This is a genomic window from Streptomyces sp. NPDC002463 (assembly GCF_042889835.1).
Lineage (GTDB): Bacteria > Actinomycetota > Actinomycetes > Streptomycetales > Streptomycetaceae > Streptomyces > Streptomyces nymphaeiformis.
In genome coordinates this window covers 1-16,875 of the sequence record NZ_JBIARL010000038.1, presented here as the reverse complement: position 1 = coordinate 16,875, position 16,875 = coordinate 1, and the positions used below count along the sequence as shown (strand labels likewise).

Genomic DNA, 16,875 nt, shown 5'->3' with positions numbered 1-16,875 from the left:
GCCACGAGGCTCTCCCCCTGACCCGTAGGAGGAGACCGTTGATGCCCCTCGCCGCCGCACCCCGGCTCGACACCGGCGACACCGCCTGGATGCTCGCCGCCACCGCGCTCGTTCTGCTGATGACCCCGGGCCTGGCCCTGTTCTACGGCGGCATGGTCCGCACGAAGAGCGTCCTCAACATGCTGATGATGAGCTTCGTGTCGATTGCCCTGGTCACGGTGGTCTGGCTGGCCGCCGGCTACTCGCTCGCGTTCGACGAGGACGCCTTCGCCGGCCTGATCGGCGGCCTCGGCCACCTCGGCCTGGCGGGCATCGGTCCCGACACCCTCACCGGCACGGTTCCCACCTTCCTCTTCAGCACCTTCCAGCTGACCTTCGCGATCATCACGGCGGCGCTGATCAGCGGTGCGGTCGCGGACCGCACCAAGTTCGCGGGCTGGCTCGTCTTCGTACCGGTATGGACGCTTCTCGTATACGTTCCCGTGGCCCACTGGGTGTGGGGTCCCGGCGGCTGGATCACGCACTCGCTGGGCGCCCTCGACTTCGCGGGCGGGCTCGTCGTCGAGATCGCGTCGGGTGCTTCGGGCCTCGCGATGTGTCTGGTGCTCGGTCCGCGCATCGGCTTCAAGAAGGACGCGATGCGGCCGCACAATCTGCCGATGGTGCTGCTCGGCGCGGGCCTGCTGTGGTTCGGCTGGCTCGGCTTCAACGGCGGCTCGGCGCTCGGCGCGAACGGCCTGGCCGCCGCGTCCCTCCTCAACACCCTCGTCGCCGGATGCACCGGCCTCCTCGGCTGGCTCTTCGTCGAGCAGCGGCGCGACGGCCACCCGACCACGTTCGGCGCGGCGTCCGGCGCGGTCGCCGGGCTCGTGGCGATCACTCCGGCGTGCGGGGTCGTCGGCATGCCGGGAGCGGCGGCGGTCGGTCTCGCCGCGGGCGTCGTCTGCTCGTACGCGGTCGCCTGGAAGTTCCGCTTCGGCTACGACGACTCCCTCGACGTCGTGGGAGTGCACTTCGCCGGCGGTGTCGTCGGCACGCTGCTGATCGGCCTGTTCGCGACCTCGGTCATGACCGGCGGCACCGAGGGGCTGCTGTACGGGGGCGGGATCGGCCAGCTCGGCCGGCAGGCGCTCGCCGTGGCGGTCGTGGCGGCGTACACCTTCCTCGTCACGTACGGGATCGGCAAGGCCCTCGACCGGGCGATGGGACTGCGGGCCTCCGCCGAGGAGGAGTTGACGGGACTCGATCAGACGGTGCACGCGGAGACCGCTTACGATCACGGCGTGCTCGGCCACGGCGGCGCGCCGCTGCACGCCGCGTCCCCCGTCACCTCGCTCGTCAAGGACAGGAAGCCCTCCGCATGAAGCTGATCACCGCGATCGTCAAGCCGTTCCGCCTCGACGAGGTGAAGAACGCGCTCCAGGAACTCGGCATCAACGGGCTCACGGTCACCGAGGCCAGCGGCTACGGGCGCCAGCGAGGGCACACCGAGGTGTACCGGGGCGCCGAGTACCGCGTGGACCTCGTCCCGAAGGCCCGTATCGAGGTCGTCGTCGAGGACGCCGACATGGAGCCCGCCATCGACGCCATCGTCCGCGCGGCCCATACGGGCAAGATCGGCGACGGCAAGGTGTGGGCGGTGCCGGTGGAGACGGTGGTGCGCGTGCGCACGGGGCAGCGCGGCCCGGACGCGCTCTGAGGCACAGGGCGGCACGGACGCCTCGGGGTCGTGCTCAACGGCTGAACCGCTGAGCACACCCATGACCGTGCCGCCCTCACGGTATATACGCCCCGATATACACCCGTAGCGCCGTCCTGTGTCCCGTCGCCCCGGGCGCCTGGCGTGGTGTCGAGCCGTGGAGGACCCCATCACCGGAACCCCACCCCCGAGCACCTCGGCCGACGCGCAGCACAGCCAGCCCCAGGAAGCCGACCTGCTGCGCACCATGCTGCGGCGGCCCGAGTACCGGAAGGCTCTGGTGTTCTCCGGGCTGATCGGCGTTCCGGTGGCGCTCGTCGCCTTCTGGTTCCTCGTGGCGCTGCACCAGCTCGAAGGCCTCGTCTGGACGGACTGGCCGAATGACCTGGGCTGGAAGCAGGCCCCCTGGTGGTGGGGGCTCATGCTGCTGCCGGTGGCGGGGCTCGCCGTCGGTCTGGTGGTCGCACGCCTGCCCGGCCGGGGCGGACACATTCCGGCGGGTGGACTGCACTCGGGCGGGGTCACGAAGCAGGCCCTGCCGGGTGTCATCCTCACCGCGATGGTGGGTCTTCCGCTCGGCGCCGTACTGGGCCCCGAGGCACCGCTGATCGCCCTGGGCGGAGGCCTTGCGCTGTTCTTCGCGGGCCTGGCCCGCGCCCCGCAGACCGAAGCGAGCACGGCGCTGCTCGGCGCGGCCGGGGCGGCAGCGGCCATCTCCGCGCTCTTCGGGAACCCGGTGGTCGGCGCCGTGCTGCTGATGGAGGTGGCCGGGGTGGGCGGGCCACAACTCTTCGCGGTGATGCTGCCGGCGCTGCTGTCCAGCGGCGTGGGAGCGTTGATCTTCACCGGGTTCGTCCACTGGACGGGTCTTGAGACGGGAACCCTGGACATCGGGCTGCCCGAGCCGCCGCCGCTCGACGGCGCTGACGTGCTGTGGGTCCTCGTGGTGGCGCCCACCGTCGCGTTCGCCGTCCACTGGACCCTCGTGGGCGGCCGGTTCGCGGCCCGCTTCGTGGTGAGCAGCATCGTACGGAACACGATTCTCTGCGCGATCGGCGCGGCCGTCTGCGTCACGCTCTACGCCGTCACCACCGGTCGCTCGCCGGCCGAGGCGGCCCTGTCCGGCGAGGCGACGTTTTCCGAGCTGGCCCAGAGCCCCCACGCCTGGTCGGTGGGCGCCCTCGTCGCGGTGCTCGTCTTCAAGGGCCTCGCGTACGCGCTGTGTCTGGGCAGCCTTCGCGGTGGCCCCGTCTTTCCCGCGCTGTTCCTGGGCGGAGCGACCGGCGTCCTGCTCGCTCCCCTGCCGGGCCTCGGTCTGGTGCCGGCGATGGCGATCGGCATGGCGGCCTCGGTGACCGCGGCCCTGCGGCTGCCCGTGAGCGGCGTGATCCTGGTCGTGCTCCTGCTGGGCAACGTCGAGACGGTGGCCCTGGTGGTGCTGGCCGCGGTCCTGTCCTTCGTCGTCACCGAGCTTCTGCCGCAGGGCCCGCGCATCCCCCCGTTCGAAGAGCGTCCGAGCGGGCGAACGCGCCGTCCCTCGCCCCGGCGGCCGTGAGGCCTTCGGGGGCGAGGGACGGTGCGGCCGTTCCGGCAGGCTCAGGAGCCGCACGGGGCGAGGCCGGGCGCGCTCGCCCCGGCGGTCAGGAGCCGCACGGGGCGGAAGGCTGCTCGCTCCGGCAGGCTCAGGAGCCGAGAAGCTTGCTCTTCTGCGCGGCGAACTCCGCCTCGGTCAGCACTCCCTGTTCCTTCAGCTCGCCGAGTTCCTTGAGCTGAGCGATCTTGCTGCTCATGTCGTCGGCCGGCGCGGGGGCCGCGGCCGGCGGCGGGGGTGGCGGCGGCGCGTACTGCTGCTCCGCCGGCGCCGGCTCCTGCCGGGCCCAGCGGCCCGCCTGGCGTCGCGAGACCCTGTTGGAGACGGCGGTCGCCGTCCCGGCCACTACCGCGGTGCGCGCCACGCCCCGAAGAAGTCCTGGCATGTCGTTCCTCCTTGGCTGTCGTCCGTCGGCGTCAGGCAGCGGCGCTGCCGCCCGCTTCCTCCATGGCGTCCAGCGAGGCCAGCAGGGCCTGCACGGGGATACGCCCGCCGGCCACGAGCTGCGCACCGCCGCGCCGAAGTTCCCGCGCGAGGGGCGCGGCCCAGAGGTTCTCGTAGACGATGATGCCGGCCGAATTGCCCGCCTCCAGGGCCGCCCCCGCCTCGTCGAGGTCGTCCTGGCCGAGGAGTCCTGACGAGGAACCCTCGAACACGGTCAGGTCCAGCTCGCCGTCGGCGTCGACGTCCCGTAGTTCCACGCCGACGACGCTGCCGTCGGCGTCCTTCCGGACGAACGAGAGGTCGAGAATGCGGATGATGCCTCTGTCGACCAGATCGAGGAGAAGGGGCAGTCCCTTGCCCGTCATACGGTTGCCGGGGAACTCGATGACCAGATAGTCCACCGGCCCCATGTCCTCGAATTCATCGCTCATGACCACTCCACACGCAGTTGGGAAGGACCTGACCGAACCCACCCCCGTCCGTGCCGGTGCTCCACCGGGGCGACGGACAGTCCCGTCTCCATTCCAGCATTCGCCGCAGCGCCCCGCACGTTCACGGGAGCCCCGGACCGGGGCTCGGTGGAGCGGCTCGCACGCCGTCCCGTGCTCCGGCCGCAGTGTTGACGCGGGCGACGAGCAGGGCGATGTCGTCGTCCGCGGCGGCCGGGACGAGATGGGTGAGCAGACGGTCGCAGAGGGCGGACAGGGAAGGGACGGGCTCGACGAGCAGGTCGGTCAGTTCGGCAAGGCGGGCGTCGATGTCACTGTTCCTGGCCTCGACGAGGCCATCGGTGTAGAGCACGAGGAGGCTGCCGAGGGGCAGGGTGACATCGGTGGTCGTGAAGGCGACGCCGCCGACGCCCAGGGGCAGGCCCGGCGGTACGTCGAGCAGGCGCACGGTGCCGTCGGGGAGTACGGCCGCGGGGGGCGGGTGACCCGCTCGGGTGATCCGGCAGTGGCCGGTGGCGGGGTCGACCACGATGCACAGGAAGGTCGCGATCGTCGGCTCGGCGAGATCGTGCAGGGCGGCCTCCAGCTGGTACAGCATGTCCTCGGGCGCGAGGTCGAGGCGGGCGAGGGCCCTGACGCTGGCGGAGAGCCGGCCCATCACGGCCGCGGCCCCGGTGCCGTGGCCCATCACGTCCCCGATGACGAGCACGGCTCTGCCGTCGTCCAGTGTGATGACGTCGTACCAGTCGCCGCCGACCTCGTTGACGTCGCTGGCGGGCAGGTAGCGGTGGGCGACCTCGATCCCCGGCGGCGGGGTGATGTGCTGCGGCAGCATGCTGCGCTGCAGCACGGCGGCGGTGTCGTGTTCACGACGGTAGAGACGCGCGTTGTCGACGCAGACAGCGGCGCGGGCCGCCAACTCACCCGCGAGGGCGACCTCTTCCCTGGTGAAGGGGCCTACGGGCCGGGTCCGGTAGAAGGTGGCCAGCCCCAGCACCACACCACGGGCGAGCAGGGGGGCCATCATGAACGAGTGCACCCCCAGCCGGAGCAGCTCGGCAGGCCTGGCCGAGTGGCCGGCCGCCGGGGCGATGGCCTGCTCGTCGAACTCGGGGACGACGAACGGGCGGCGTTCGCCGAGCGCCCGGGTGTACGGCGCGTTGGCGGGAAAGACGAGGGTATGCCCCAGGGGGGCGAGGGCGGTCGCGACGGGTGAGCCGGTCAGCGGCGCCTTGGCCAGCCGGCGCAGTGTGGCACCGCCCACCAGACCGGCGCCGAGGTCGCCGCCGTCGGCCAGGGTCTCCACGACGTCGACGGTGACGGCGTCCGCGAGGTCGGGCACGGCGACGTCGGCGAGTTCCTGTGCGGTGCGTTCCAGGTCGAGGCTGGTGCCGATCTTGAGGGTGGCCTCGTTGACGAGGGCGAGGTGACGCCGGCCCGCCTCGGCTTCGAGCTGTGCCTGCTGTTGTGCGGTGATGTCGATCAGGGTGGCGGCCAGCCCGATCGAGCGTCCGTCGGCGTCCTCCAGGCGGACGTACGATCCCGACCACACGTGGTCGTGATCCGGGTCGGCCGGGGTGCGGCCCGTACGGCGGGAATCCAGGACGGGCTTCCCCTCGTCCAGGGCCCGGCGCATCGCGCGCTCCATCTCCGCGGCGTTGACATCGGGCAGGACCTCGACGAGGCGGCGCCCGATGTGAGCGGCCTGCGGTAGTCCGTTCATCGCCTCCAGTGCCGGGTTGACGCGGAGGAACCGCAACTGGGTGTCCAGGACGGCGATGCCCACGGGGGACCGGGAGAACAGCCCGTCCCACACCGCCGACGAGCCCCGGATCCGTCGTGCGGTCTCCGCCTCCGCGGCGAACACCAGCACCGTCGTCCCTCCCCGGTGCCGGGCCGGGACCGGGGCGGCCCAGATCTCCAGGTCCAGCGGGCGCCCCTCTTTGTGCCAGGCGGTCACCATGCCCATGACCCCACGCCGGGTGGCCGCGCCCTCCCACAGCGACCGGCCGAGGCTGCGGTCCGCGCCCGGATGGAGGAGGTCGGCGATGTGCCGGCCGAGCACTTCGTGCGGGGTGTAGCCGAGCAGGTCCTCCGCCGCGTGGTCCCAGCGGACGATCGCCCCCTCCGCGCTGGTGCCCACCACGGCCACCGGCAGGTCCCCCAGCCATCCGCCCGCGTCCCGGGCCGCGCTGGTGGTCACTTCGTCGAAGGGCACCTGCTGCATCGCCACCGCGGTTCTCGTACGTACGCACCCCTGGGCGGCTGCCGCCCTCCTCAGTATGGCCGCGCTTCCGCGGTTCGTCGCGCGGACCGGGGTGCGGGTCGTGCGATCACGGCCGTTCCGTGCGGATGCCCCCGGCTCCCGCCCGGAAGGCTCCCCTGCCCGGGAGGCGGCGGGGCGTGGGCCGTTCGGCCCTCCCCGCATGCTCCAGGCGGGCGGAGACTCGGAAGGGACAGCCCGAAGGGGTGCGCGCGGCAAGTCCTCGCCCGTACCCCCGTCCCGCGCGGAGGACACGATGCCCGCCCCCCGGTACACCGTCAGTGACGTCATGACGCACACCGCCGTCGCGATCGGTCGTGACGCGCCGTACAAGGAGATCGTCGCCCTCATGGACCAGTGGAAGGTGAGTGCCCTCCCCGTCCTGGAAGGGGAGGGACGGGTCGTCGGGGTCGTCTCGGAGGCCGACCTGCTGGCGAAGGAGGAGTTCCGGGGCGTCGAGCCGCACCCGGACGAGTTCGCGGAGGCCGCGAAGGCCGGTGCCGTGCGGGCCGGGGAGCTCATGTCGAGTCCGGCCGTGACGGTGCACGCGGACGCGACGCTCGCCGAGGCGGCACGGATCATGGCCCGGCGGAAGGTGAAGCGGCTGCCGGTGGTGAACGAGATCGGCCTGCTGGAGGGAGTCGTGAGTCGGAGCGATCTGCTGAAGGTGTTCCTCCGCGAGGACGACGAGATCGAGGCGGAGGTCCGCCGGGCCGTGCTCGGCGGGACCGCGGGCTTCACGGGCGTGGACGTCACCGTGACGGACGGCGTGGCAGCTCTGCGCGGAACGGTCCCCGACCGGGCTCTGGTGCCCCTGCTCGCGCGTGCCGTCCGCGCGGTGGAGGGCGTCGTCGACGTCCGGATGGACCTCGATCCGCAGGAAGGCACCTCATGACGGACAATCCTGATGGGGGCGGGTAACCACCCATCGAGCACAGAGGTCGCCATGTCCGAAGCGCCGACATCCGACGCACCCACCAGGGTGTTCCTCGTGGACGATCACGAAGTCGTCCGACGTGGTCTTCGTGACCTGCTCGACGACGAGCCCGACCTGGAGGTGGTCGGGGAGGCGTCGACGGCGGCCCACGCGCTGGCCAGGGGGCCCGCGCTGCGGCCCGACGTGGCCGTCCTCGACGTCCGTCTGCCCGACGGTGACGGGATCTCCGTGTGCCGGGAGCTGCGCTCGCGGATGCCCGGCCTGGCCTGCCTGATGCTGACCTCGTTCGACGACGAGGACGCCCTCCTCGACGCGATCATGGCCGGGGCCGCGGGGTACGTCCTCAAGCAGATCAAGGGGTCGGACCTGGTGTCTGCGGTACGGACGGTGGCCACCGGCCAGTCGATGCTGGACCCCGCCACCACCGCCCGTCTCATGCGCTCGCTGCGGGATCCCGTGGTGGCCAAGGCCCCGGAGGACGAGCGGCTCGCCGTGCTGTCCGAGCGGGAGCTCTCCGTACTGGAACTGATCGGGCAGGGTCTCACCAACCGGCAGATCGCCAAGCGGCTGTACCTCTCGGAGAAGACCGTCAAGAACCACATCTCACGGCTGCTCGGCAAACTCGGCGTGGAGCGCCGGGTGCAGGCGGCCGTGATCGCGGCGCAGGTCCACGAGCACGACGCCGACGGGAAGTAGGCCGGCCGCTCCGCCCTGCGAGCGGCAGGCCGGTCTCTCAGGCCCGTTCGGGCGGCAGGGGGATGCGCCATTCGAGGAGAGTGCCGCCCGTCGATTCCGTCCGCCGGCCGACGGACAGGTCGCCGCCGAGGCGTTCGGCCCGTTCGCTGAGGTTGCGCAGTCCGCTGAGGGGCCCGCCGCGGCGGAAGCCCACCCCGTCGTCGCTCACCGACACCGCGAGCGTGCCGTCCTCGGCCACGACCGCCACCTCCGCGTGGCGCGCGTCCGCATGGCGGGCCACGTTGGAGAGGGCCTCGCCGATGACTGCGACGACCTCCTCGGCGATCTCCGGCGGCACGTCGGTGTCGAGCAGGCCCTCCATGCGCAGGGCGGGGGCGAAGCCGAGCACCGTGGCGGCCTGGTCCACCGCCTTGACGATGCGGCTTCTGAGCTTCGGCTCGCTTCCGGTGGGCTCGTGTTCCCGGAGGCCGAAGATGGTCGACCGGATGATCTTGATGGTGGCGTCCAGGTCGTCGATCGCCCGGGTCAGCCGGTCCGCCGCCTCCGGGTGCTCGACGAACCGGCGGGCGCTCTGCAGCGTCATGCCGGTGGCGAACAGGCGTTGGATGGCCAGGTCGTGCAGGTCGCGGGCGATCCGGTCGCGGTCCTCCAGGAGGCTCACCTGTTCGGCGTCACGGCGCCGGTCGGCCAGTTCGAGGGCGAGTGCCGCCTGTCCTGCGAATCCGGGGAGAGCGGTGATCTCCTTGCCCGCGAAGGGGGAGCGCCCCCTGCGCCGCGCCAGGATCAGCACGCCGCTCAGCCGCTCCTTCGTGCCCACGGTGACGGCCACCGCCGGTCCGAAGCCCTTCCAGCGTTCGGGCTGCACCGTGATGCGGGAGTCCTTCTCGACGTCGGCCACGGCGAGCAGGCCGTTGTGCGTGAGGGCCGCGGCGGCGAGGGTTCCCTCGCTGCTGGGGAGCACGACGCCCCGGTGGGCTTCCGCTCCTTCACCGCAGGCCAGCGATCCGCGCAGCTCCCCGCCCGATCCGACCAGGTAGAACACCCCGATGTCGGCACCGGTGATGTCGACGGCCTGCTCCAGCATGCCGCCGAGGACCTCCGGCTCCTCCGCACCGGACAGGAGGGCGCTGGTGATGCCGGAGCTCGCGGCCAGCCAGCGCTGGCGCAACCGGCCCTCCTCGTAGAGGCGGGCGTTCTCGATGGCGATGCCCGCCGCGACGGCCAGGGTCGTCACCACCGCCTCGTCCTCGGAGTCGAAGTCGGCACCGCCCCGTTTCTCGGTGAGATAGAGGTTGCCGAACACCTCGTCGCGCACCCGGATCGGGACGCCGAGGAACGTGTTCATCGGCGGGTGATGGGTCGGGAAGCCGTACGAGGCCGGGTGCTCGGACAACTCGGTCAGCCGGAGCGGCCGCGGGTCGCGGATCAGCTCGCCGAGGATGCCGTGCCCCGAGGGCAGCGGCCCGATCCGCGCCCGCAGTGAGTCGTCGATGCCGATGGGCACGAACTCGGAGAGCTTGCGGTCGTCACCGATGACCCCGAGTGCTCCGTACTCGGCGTCCACGAGGGTCACGGCCGCCTCCACGATGCCGCGCAGCACCTGTGGCAGGTCGAGTTCCCGTCCGACGGTCATGACGGCTTCGAGCAGCCCGTGGAGCCGGTCTCTGGTGCCCCGGACCTCGTCGATGCGCACCTGCAGCTCGTCGAGGAGTTCGTCCAGTCTCAGTCGCGGCAACCGCGCATCCGCGGACTCGGTGTCCTCCCGGACCATCGGAACCTCCGGTCGCGTCCGGCGCGCGAACGGCACTCGCCGCGCCCGCTCTCACGGTAGTCGCGATGCCCGGGAGGTTCATCCCGCGGCGGTCCGCCGGAACGCCGTCCGGAGCAGACATGCCGCGAGGAATCCGACCGGTGCGCAGGCGAGGGCGAGGCCGATGCCCGACCAGCCGAGGGGTTCGGTCTCCAGGACCGATCGGAGGAAGGGGACGTGCAGTGCGGCGGCCCCCAGCAGGGCGGAGGCGAGAACGGCCCCGGGAAGGAACGGGTTCTCCCTGTTCACCAGGCGGGCGCGCAGTCCCAGGACGACACCGAGCTGCGCGGCGAGCAGGGCGAGGAAGAGCACGCTCTGCCAGGGGAGCCCAGTGCTTCGGCGGCGAGTCCCGCACCGAGCGTGACGCTCGTGACGACGGCGGCGAGGAGGAGCAGCCGCTGCCAGGCGCCGCCGAGGACGAGGACGTCTCCGGGGACCACCTCCGCCGCCGGAAGGTCACGCACCGCGCCGTCGCGGCGTACGCGCGCGTGCGGGGCGGACATGGCCGACAGCGCGGCGACGGCGTCGTCCGCCCGGATCTCCTGGGCGACTCCGACGGTGGTGTTCACGACGACGACCAGCGCGATCACGATCGCGTCGGGATGGTCGCCGATGGCGAGGGTGAGCGCGACGGCGCCGAGCAGCACCATGATCAGCGGGTCGCCCAGCTGTGCCAGAACGCGGCTGTGGAGCCGTACGGACTTCCGCGTGGCCGTCTCGTTGGGCCCGGTCTCGGCGAGTCGGCGAGCGGCCTCCTTCTCGGTGAGGCCCGCCGCCTCTCCGGCCGGCGCGGTGACCGAGGCGGTCATGGCGGGTTCACTCGTCCCGTCGCGGGTCGGTGCCGGTCATGACGAGCTCCCGTGTCCGGGGCCGTGCCGGGGGACGAGCTCCACGGGGCAGTGGGCGTGTTGCAGCACGCTGAGCGTGGCCCGCCCGATGGTGGGTCCGAGGTGGCCCGGGGACCGGCAGCCGCCGACGACGAGGAGGTCGGCGTGGTGGGACGCGTCGACGAGCGCACCGGCCGCGCTGCGGCTCTTCTCGCCGTCGGCGTGCACCGTCAGGTCCGGGAAGTCCTCCCGGATGCGGTCGGCGACGCCGGACAGCGGAAGTACGTGGTCCCGGGCGCCCTGTTCCGCGCCGCCGCGCAACCGGGTCCGGACCCCCGGGGGCACGCTCCAGACGTGCAGGAGTCGTAGGTGGGCCTTGCGCAACGCGGCCTCGTGGGCTGCTGCGACGGCGCAGCCGAGGTCGTCGCCGTCCCGGACCGCCGCGAGGACGACGCCGGAGACCGTGGGCAGGGCGGGTCCGCGCACCACGACCACCGGTCTGGTGGCCGCCGCCACGACCTCAAGACCCACCGAGCCCAGCAGGAGCGAGGAGAACCCGCCGAGGCCCCGGTGGCCGACGACGATCGTTCCGCTGAGGGCGGCGGCACGCCGCAGGGCCTCGGGCGGCGCGCCGTCGCCGAGTTCCGTGACGGGCGTCAGCTCGGGATGTCCGGCGACGACGGCCTCGACGGTCCGGTCGAGCAGCTCCCGGCCCGCGCGGTGCCTCCGGTCGGCCTCCGCCCTGGAGAGGAACCGGGACGCCGCGTCGGTGTCCGTCGCGTGCACGAGGAGCAGTCCGCCGCCTCGCAGCGCGGCCTCGTCCGCCGCCCACACGACCGCCGAGCGGGCGGACGGTGATCCGTCCACTCCGACGACGACCCTGCCGGGGCCTGGACGGCCCGGGGTCGCTTCCATGGCCCCTCCTCATCCGCTCCGACGGCACTGGTCCCACCCTGGCATCGGAGCCCGGCCGGCCGGAGGGCCGCTGGGGCCAAGGCCGGGGGCCAAAGGTCCCACCGGGCGGCGACAGGCCCGGACGGCTCGGCTCCCGCGTCCGTTCGGCCCTCGGCTGTGGACCGTTCGGCCCACGCGGGCCCGGGAGCGGACCGGCGACGGTGGTGGCAAGGGGGCCGTGCGGCAGCCCGGCCGAAGAGGAGGCGCGGCGATGAAGCACATGAAAGTCGGCGGCCTGATGACCGACCAAGTGGTCGCGGCCGTCCCCACGGCCTCGTTCAAGGACGTCGCGAAGCTGCTCGCCGAGCACAACATCAGCGGGGTCCCCGTCGTGGACGAGGACGACCTCGTGCTGGGCGTCGTCTCCGAGAGCGACCTCCTGGCCCACCGGGAACGGACCGCGCGAGAACTGATGACCGCGCCGGCCGTCACGGTGCAGGCCGAGCAGTCGGTGGCGGACGCGGCCGGGCTGATGGTGCGTCGCGGGGTGGAGCGCCTTCCGGTCGTCGATGAGGAGGAACGGCTCGTGGGCATCGTGACCCGTCGCGATCTGCTCTGCGTCTACCTCCGGCCGGACACGGAGATAAGGCACCGCATTCGTGAGGACGTCCTCACCGACGTGATGGGTCTGGCCGGCGACGCGGTGGACGTGCGCGTCCTGGACGGCGTCGTGACCCTGGAAGGCCGTCTCCGTCAGCAGAGCCAGGCCCGGATGCTGGTCGGCCTCACCGAGCGCGTGGACGGCGTCGTCGCCGTGGTGGACCGGCTGACCGCCCAGGAGGACGGCACCCGGCTCGCACCCGCGGCGCGTACCGCCCTCGGAGCCTTCGAATGATTCACCGCACACAGACGGGACGAACCGTGTCCGCCACCACTCTGACCCGACAGCTCGTGGCCTCGCTGGTCGAGGACGCCGTCACCGCGCCGTCGATGCACAACGCCCAGCCGTGGAAGTTCGTCCACCGGGAGGGCACCGACGCCGTCGAGCTCCACGGCGACCCTTCACGCGAGATGCCGCGGGAGGACCCCGCCCACCGCTCCCTCCACCTCGGTTGTGGCGCCGCCCTGTTCGGCCTGCGTGTCGCCGCCGCACACCACGGCCTGGAAGCCGTACCCCGGCTGCTGCCCGACCGGGAGGATCCCTGGCACTTCGCCGACGTCCACATCCGGCAGGCCGCCGACGCGGACGAGGACCTGGCCGTGCTCCGGCCCGCCCTGCGCGAACGGCACACCAGCCGGTTCCCCTTCACCGACGAACGGATCCCCGCCGAGATCCTGGACGGTCTCCGTGCCGCCGCACTCCTGGAGGGCTGCCGGCTGGGCGTGCCGGGAGCCTGGCACACCGACGCCGTCATGGACGCCGTACACACCTCCGAACTGTTCGAAGCCGCGGACGCCTCGGTCCGTGCGGAGATCGCCCGGTGGATCCGCACGGGGGCACCCGGCGAGGGTCCCGCGACCGAGGGCATCCCCGCGTACGCCTTCGGCCCCCGCCAGTACGACGTGACCTCCCCGATCCGGGACTTCGACTCCCCCCGCCGCGTCGCCGACCGGCCGTCGGCCCGCTTCGAGAAGGTCCCGCAGATCGTCCTGCTCGGCACGGTCGAGGACACCCCGCAGGACTGGCTGAGGGCCGGCCAGGCCATGCAGCGGGTGCTGCTCCGCGCCACCCTCGACGGTCTTTCGACCTCGCTCATGTCCCAGCCCCTCGAATGGCCCGAACTCCGCTCCGTCGCGCGGGATCCGAGCTCCGCGACCGGGTACGTCCACATGGTGATCCGCCTCGGATACGGACCCGCCGGCAGGGCCACGCCTCGCCGGCCCGTGCCCGAGGTGCTCACCTTCGTCTGAGCCCCGGCGCACGGCCCGCGCTCACAGCCGGAACCAGCGCTCCTCCCCCGGTGCGACGGCGAGCCGCCGCTCACCGGGAAGCACCACGGTGAGCGGGCCCTGCGGCGAGGCCGGGACCCGTACGCCCAACCGCCCGGGAAGCACCCGGACACGCACTCCTCGATGACCGCCGGCGCAGAGGGTGAAGGTGAACCGCGGGAGCTCCCGCAGCGCCACCGGGGCGACCTTCAGCCCCTCCGGACCCGCTTCGAGACCGGTGACGCCGCGCTCCACGAGGTCGATCGTGCCCGCCATCGCCCCGAGGTGGATGCCCTCGCCGGTGGTCCCGCCCTGGACGTCGGCGACGTCGGCGAGGAGCTCCTCCTCGCAGTACCGCCAGGCGTCGGGACCCTTCTGCCGGGCCAGTACCCAGCCGTGGACGAGGCTGCTGAGCGTCGAACCGTGGCAGGTGCGCCGCAGGTAGTACGAGACGGTGGCGCGCCAGGTCTCGTCGTCCAGGCGGTAGCCGAGCCGTGCGAAGAGCCCGTACAGCTCCTCGGACCCGAACAGGTAGCCGAGCATGAGGGTGTCGGCCTGCTTCGACGCCTGGTAGCGGTTGACGGTGTCGCCCTCGGCCTCCAGGATCCGGTCGAGCCTGCGGATGTCGCCGTACCGGGCCCGACAGGCCTCCCAGCCGAGCTCCGTCAGGTCTCCGTAGCCCTGGAACTGGCTCACCACGCCCTGGTGGAACGGCACGAACAGACGGCGGGGCACGTCCTCCCATCGGTCGAGTTCCGCGTCGTCGAGGAGCAGTCTCTCCCTCAGTTCCGTCCTTCGGACACCGGGCAGTTCGCCGAGCAGGTCGAGGCCACGGGCGATCACCCACGCGGCGGTCGCGTTGGTGTAGGCGTTGTCGTCTATGCCGGGGCTCGTCGCGTCGGGATAGGCGTCGTGGTACTCGTCGGGGCCGACGACCCCGGGGATCCGGTAGCGCCGGAGAGACGGGTCGAAAGCCACGGCGCCCGCCCAGTACCGTGCGATCCCTAGGAGCATCTCGGCACCCGCGGAGTGGAGGAATCCGCGGTCACCGGTGGTTTTCGCGTACCGCCACACGTTGTACGCGACGGCCGAACCCACGTGCCGCTGGAGGCGCGAGTGATCGGGCAGCCAGCGGCCGGAGCGCGGGTTGAGGTGCAGCTCCTGTGTCTCCTCCCGGCCCGAACTCGCGCTCTGCCACGGATACATGGCCCCTGCTCCCCCGGCTCGACGCGCCGCCTCGCACGCGGCCGGCAGACGTCGGTGACGGTAGCCGAGCACGGATCGGGCCACCTCGGGGAAGGGAGGGAGAGGTAGGGCAGGACGAACAGCTCGTCCCAGAAGACGTGGCCGCGGCAGGCCTCGCCGTGCAGGCCGCGCGCGGGGACGCCCACGTCGAGTTCCGCCGTGTGCGGGGAGAGGGTCTGCAGCAGGTGGAAGAGGTGCAGCCGCAGCACGCGGCCCGCCTCGCCGGGGACGTGCAACTCGCCCTGCTGCCACAGCCGTCGCCACGCCGCCCTGTGGGTGGAGACCAGTCGGGGGAAGGGCGGGGCGTCGGCCGCCTCACCGCAGGCCGCCTGCCGGGGGTCGCCCGCGGGCCGGTCCGTCGAGGTGCGCAGGGCGAGCGTCTTCACGACGGTCACCGAGCGGCGCGGACCGACCGGGAGGCGGTACGTCTGGACGGTGCCGGTCCTCGTCGCGGCCTCCTGTGCGGGACCCGCGGGGCGGGTGACCGTGCGGACGGCCAGGGCGAGGCCGAGGCCGGGGTCTGCTGTGCGGCAGGTGAGCCAGGCCACCCCGTCACGCCCGAACCCGGCCCGGTGGTCGGTGAGGTGCCGTCCCTCGAGGTGCCGGTAGCGCTCCACCCCAGCGTTCACGACCGCGCCGTCGAGGACCGACGCCACCTCGACGGCACCGCTCCAGCCGTACGCGCGGAACATGGTGCACTGCGCCGCGAGCCCCGCGTCTCCCATGTGCACGATCCGGAGGTGGCTGACCCGCAGCCCCCGACCGTGGTCGTCGAGGCAGAGCAGATGCCGGGTCAGCACTCCCCCGCGCAGGTCGAGCTGGACGTCGCAGTGGCGCAGGTCCTCGGAGTCGGGTGTCAGCCAGTCTCCGGGCGAACCGTCGTCGGGGCGGCATCGGTAGCGCAGCAGCGTCCAGTTGGGGAGGTTGACGAGGTCCTCGTTCTCGACCCGCCGGCCGTCGACGACCGAGGCGCGCCGGTCGTAGCCGCCGGCCAGGTAGGTGCCCGGGTAGTGGGTGGCGTCGGCGGAGCCCCGGGTGGCGAAGCGGCCGTTGCCGAGGGTGCAGAGGGCTTCTACCAGTCGTTCGCGGTCCCGTTCGTAGCGGTCGTAGCGCCAGTTCCAGCAGTTCGTCATACGGGCTCGCCCCGCACGCTCCGGACCAGCGCCGTCAGATCGGTGACCGTGAGGTCGGCGCCCTGGTCACGCAGCGGAGCGGCCATGCTCCCGTCCGGAGTGCGGTCGAGACCGACGACGAGGCCGAATCCCCCGCGCCGCGCCGCCCTGATGCCGGCGAGCGCGTCCTCGACCACCGCGGTGTCCGACGGATCGTTCCCGAGCAGGGCGGCCGCGTGCAGGAAGAGCGCGGGGTCCGGCTTTCCGACGAGGCCGAGCCGGGCGACGTCCTCGCCGTCCACGATCACGGCGAGCGACCCCGCGAGCCCGGAGGCCCTCAGCAGGGCCCGGGCATGCCGTGAGGCCGACACGGCGGCGCAGGTGATCCGGGCCTCGCGGAGGGCGTCGAGCGCCCGGTCGGCGTCCGTGAAGACCGGCACTCCGCGGGCGCCGACCAGGGCGCGGAACACCTGTTCCTTGCGGGCGGCGACGGCCCAGACCGTGTCGCAGCCGGGCGGATCCCGCGGGGTCCCCGTCGGGAGCTCGAGACCACGGGCCGCCAGGAAGGCGGCGGCCCCGTCGTGGCGGGACCTGCCGTCGACGAGGTGGCGGTACTCGGCCTCCGCGTCGAAGGGCCGCTGCTTGGCGCCGTCGCGCGTCCACGCGGACAGGCAGGCGTCGAACGCGGTCTTCCACGCCGCCGCGTGGACCCGGGCGGAGTCGAGCAGCACACCGTCGGTGTCGAAGACGACCGCCCGCGGCGATCGGAAGCTGGAGCCCTGGCCGCTCACGCTCTCACCCCACTACGCGGTCGCCACTTGCCGCATGAGCCGGTCGGCCCCCGGGACGGGCCTCTCGGGCCCCTGCGGCTCAGGCGCCTCTGGTGCGACGGTGGAGTCCGGCCCACACTCCGAAGGAGGGCGGTCATGTCCGAGGCAGCCCCGAACCCCTTGTCTGCCGGTCCCGCCGCCCCGCGGCC

The 16,875-nt window shown here is 72.8% G+C and carries 15 protein-coding genes and 1 pseudogene; 7 read left to right on the top strand and 9 right to left on the bottom strand.

Translation table 11 applies throughout. From position 1 onward, the window contains the following. Window positions 1–41 precede the first annotated feature (41 nt). The 3 genes from ACFYX3_RS40265 to ACFYX3_RS40255 all read left to right on the top strand — a co-directional run bounded on the left by ACFYX3_RS40265 (window position 42) and on the right by ACFYX3_RS40255 (window position 3,254). A complete protein-coding gene (locus tag ACFYX3_RS40265) occupies window positions 42–1,364 on the top strand; it encodes an ammonium transporter (RefSeq protein WP_389024871.1) in 1,323 nt (440 codons plus the stop codon). Further along, entirely contained in the window at window positions 1,361–1,699 is a 339-nt protein-coding gene (locus ACFYX3_RS40260) for a P-II family nitrogen regulator (RefSeq protein ID WP_041133080.1), read from the top strand. Before ACFYX3_RS40265 ends, ACFYX3_RS40260 begins: the two co-directional genes overlap by 4 nt. Before the next feature lie 247 nt (window positions 1,700–1,946). Next, window positions 1,947–3,254 carry a chloride channel protein gene (locus ACFYX3_RS40255; RefSeq protein WP_389024917.1) on the top strand — a complete coding sequence of 436 codons (1,308 nt, stop codon included), beginning with the start codon at window positions 1,947–1,949 and terminating at the stop codon, window positions 3,252–3,254. Window positions 3,255–3,381: 127 nt separating this feature from the next. On the opposite strand, the gene ACFYX3_RS40250 is transcribed toward ACFYX3_RS40255, so the two are convergent. The 3 genes from ACFYX3_RS40250 to ACFYX3_RS40240 all read right to left on the bottom strand — a co-directional run bounded on the left by ACFYX3_RS40250 (window position 3,382) and on the right by ACFYX3_RS40240 (window position 6,410). Next, window positions 3,382–3,675, bottom strand: a complete 294-nt coding sequence (locus ACFYX3_RS40250; RefSeq protein WP_382660970.1) for an SHOCT domain-containing protein — start codon at window positions 3,673–3,675, stop codon at window positions 3,382–3,384. A 31-nt stretch (window positions 3,676–3,706) separates the two neighbouring features. After that, window positions 3,707–4,165: a DUF6325 family protein gene (locus tag ACFYX3_RS40245; RefSeq protein WP_181924792.1), complete on the bottom strand. Its 459-nt coding sequence runs from the start codon at window positions 4,163–4,165 to the stop codon at window positions 3,707–3,709. A 121-nt stretch (window positions 4,166–4,286) separates the two neighbouring features. Continuing rightward, a complete protein-coding gene (locus ACFYX3_RS40240; protein ID WP_389024915.1) occupies window positions 4,287–6,410 on the bottom strand; it encodes a SpoIIE family protein phosphatase in 2,124 nt (707 codons plus the stop codon). Window positions 6,411–6,702: 292 nt separating this feature from the next. Here ACFYX3_RS40240 and ACFYX3_RS40235 point away from each other — a divergent pair, with 292 nt between their 5' ends. Both ACFYX3_RS40235 and ACFYX3_RS40230 read left to right on the top strand, forming a co-directional pair. Further along, complete coding sequence (locus ACFYX3_RS40235; RefSeq protein ID WP_389024868.1) at window positions 6,703–7,341, top strand: CBS domain-containing protein; 639 nt, start codon at window positions 6,703–6,705, stop codon at window positions 7,339–7,341. A 51-nt stretch (window positions 7,342–7,392) separates the two neighbouring features. Continuing rightward, window positions 7,393–8,079, top strand: coding sequence for a response regulator (locus tag ACFYX3_RS40230; protein WP_389024866.1), 687 nt, complete (start codon window positions 7,393–7,395; stop codon window positions 8,077–8,079). Between the two features lie 37 nt (window positions 8,080–8,116). On the opposite strand, the gene ACFYX3_RS40225 is transcribed toward ACFYX3_RS40230, so the two are convergent. The 4 genes from ACFYX3_RS40225 to ACFYX3_RS40210 all read right to left on the bottom strand — a co-directional run bounded on the left by ACFYX3_RS40225 (window position 8,117) and on the right by ACFYX3_RS40210 (window position 11,631). After that, window positions 8,117–9,850 carry a GAF domain-containing protein gene (locus ACFYX3_RS40225; RefSeq protein WP_389024864.1) on the bottom strand — a complete coding sequence of 578 codons (1,734 nt, stop codon included), beginning with the start codon at window positions 9,848–9,850 and terminating at the stop codon, window positions 8,117–8,119. 78 nt (window positions 9,851–9,928) lie between these two features. Further along, complete coding sequence (locus ACFYX3_RS40220) at window positions 9,929–10,201, bottom strand: cation transporting ATPase C-terminal domain-containing protein (RefSeq protein WP_389024862.1); 273 nt, start codon at window positions 10,199–10,201, stop codon at window positions 9,929–9,931. Then, on the bottom strand, window positions 10,135–10,698 hold the full coding sequence (locus ACFYX3_RS40215) for a cation-transporting P-type ATPase (protein WP_389024860.1): 564 nt from the start codon (window positions 10,696–10,698) through the stop codon (window positions 10,135–10,137). The genes ACFYX3_RS40220 and ACFYX3_RS40215 overlap by 67 nt, the downstream gene beginning before the upstream one ends. A 36-nt stretch (window positions 10,699–10,734) precedes the next feature. Continuing rightward, a complete protein-coding gene (locus ACFYX3_RS40210; protein ID WP_389024858.1) occupies window positions 10,735–11,631 on the bottom strand; it encodes a universal stress protein in 897 nt (298 codons plus the stop codon). A 250-nt stretch (window positions 11,632–11,881) separates the two neighbouring features. Between ACFYX3_RS40210 and ACFYX3_RS40205 the strand changes: the two genes are divergently transcribed. Together ACFYX3_RS40205 and ACFYX3_RS40200 are read left to right on the top strand one after the other, a co-directional pair. Further along, complete coding sequence (locus ACFYX3_RS40205) at window positions 11,882–12,505, top strand: CBS domain-containing protein (protein ID WP_389024856.1); 624 nt, start codon at window positions 11,882–11,884, stop codon at window positions 12,503–12,505. A 26-nt stretch (window positions 12,506–12,531) separates the two neighbouring features. Further along, entirely contained in the window at window positions 12,532–13,521 is a 990-nt protein-coding gene (locus ACFYX3_RS40200; RefSeq protein WP_389024854.1) for an Acg family FMN-binding oxidoreductase, read from the top strand. Between the two features lie 21 nt (window positions 13,522–13,542). On the opposite strand, the pseudogene ACFYX3_RS40195 reads toward ACFYX3_RS40200, so the two are convergent. Further along, window positions 13,543–15,917: pseudogene (locus tag ACFYX3_RS40195) on the bottom strand (glycoside hydrolase family 65 protein). Further along, window positions 15,914–16,687, bottom strand: coding sequence for an HAD family hydrolase (locus ACFYX3_RS40190; protein WP_389024852.1), 774 nt, complete (start codon window positions 16,685–16,687; stop codon window positions 15,914–15,916). Before ACFYX3_RS40190 ends, ACFYX3_RS40195 begins: the two are co-directional and overlap by 4 nt. Window positions 16,688–16,875: the final 188 nt, after the last annotated feature.

Excerpts from the sequence above, each read along its gene's own strand:
- ACFYX3_RS40210 (WP_389024858.1), bottom strand. The coding sequence starts at position 11,631 with ATGGAAGCGACCCCGGGCCGTCCAGGCCCCGGCAGGGTCGTCGTCGGA.
- ACFYX3_RS40240 (WP_389024915.1), bottom strand. The coding sequence starts at position 6,410 with ATGCAGCAGGTGCCCTTCGACGAAGTGACCACCAGCGCGGCCCGGGAC.
- ACFYX3_RS40225 (WP_389024864.1), bottom strand. The coding sequence starts at position 9,850 with ATGGTCCGGGAGGACACCGAGTCCGCGGATGCGCGGTTGCCGCGACTG.
- ACFYX3_RS40245 (WP_181924792.1), bottom strand. The coding sequence starts at position 4,165 with ATGAGCGATGAATTCGAGGACATGGGGCCGGTGGACTATCTGGTCATC.
- ACFYX3_RS40265 (WP_389024871.1), top strand. The coding sequence starts at position 42 with ATGCCCCTCGCCGCCGCACCCCGGCTCGACACCGGCGACACCGCCTGG.
- ACFYX3_RS40205 (WP_389024856.1), top strand. The coding sequence starts at position 11,882 with ATGAAGCACATGAAAGTCGGCGGCCTGATGACCGACCAAGTGGTCGCG.
- ACFYX3_RS40260 (WP_041133080.1), top strand. The coding sequence starts at position 1,361 with ATGAAGCTGATCACCGCGATCGTCAAGCCGTTCCGCCTCGACGAGGTG.
- ACFYX3_RS40230 (WP_389024866.1), top strand. The coding sequence starts at position 7,393 with ATGTCCGAAGCGCCGACATCCGACGCACCCACCAGGGTGTTCCTCGTG.
- ACFYX3_RS40250 (WP_382660970.1), bottom strand. The coding sequence starts at position 3,675 with ATGCCAGGACTTCTTCGGGGCGTGGCGCGCACCGCGGTAGTGGCCGGG.
- ACFYX3_RS40215 (WP_389024860.1), bottom strand. The coding sequence starts at position 10,698 with ATGACCGCCTCGGTCACCGCGCCGGCCGGAGAGGCGGCGGGCCTCACC.
- ACFYX3_RS40235 (WP_389024868.1), top strand. The coding sequence starts at position 6,703 with ATGCCCGCCCCCCGGTACACCGTCAGTGACGTCATGACGCACACCGCC.
- ACFYX3_RS40255 (WP_389024917.1), top strand. The coding sequence starts at position 1,947 with ATGCTGCGGCGGCCCGAGTACCGGAAGGCTCTGGTGTTCTCCGGGCTG.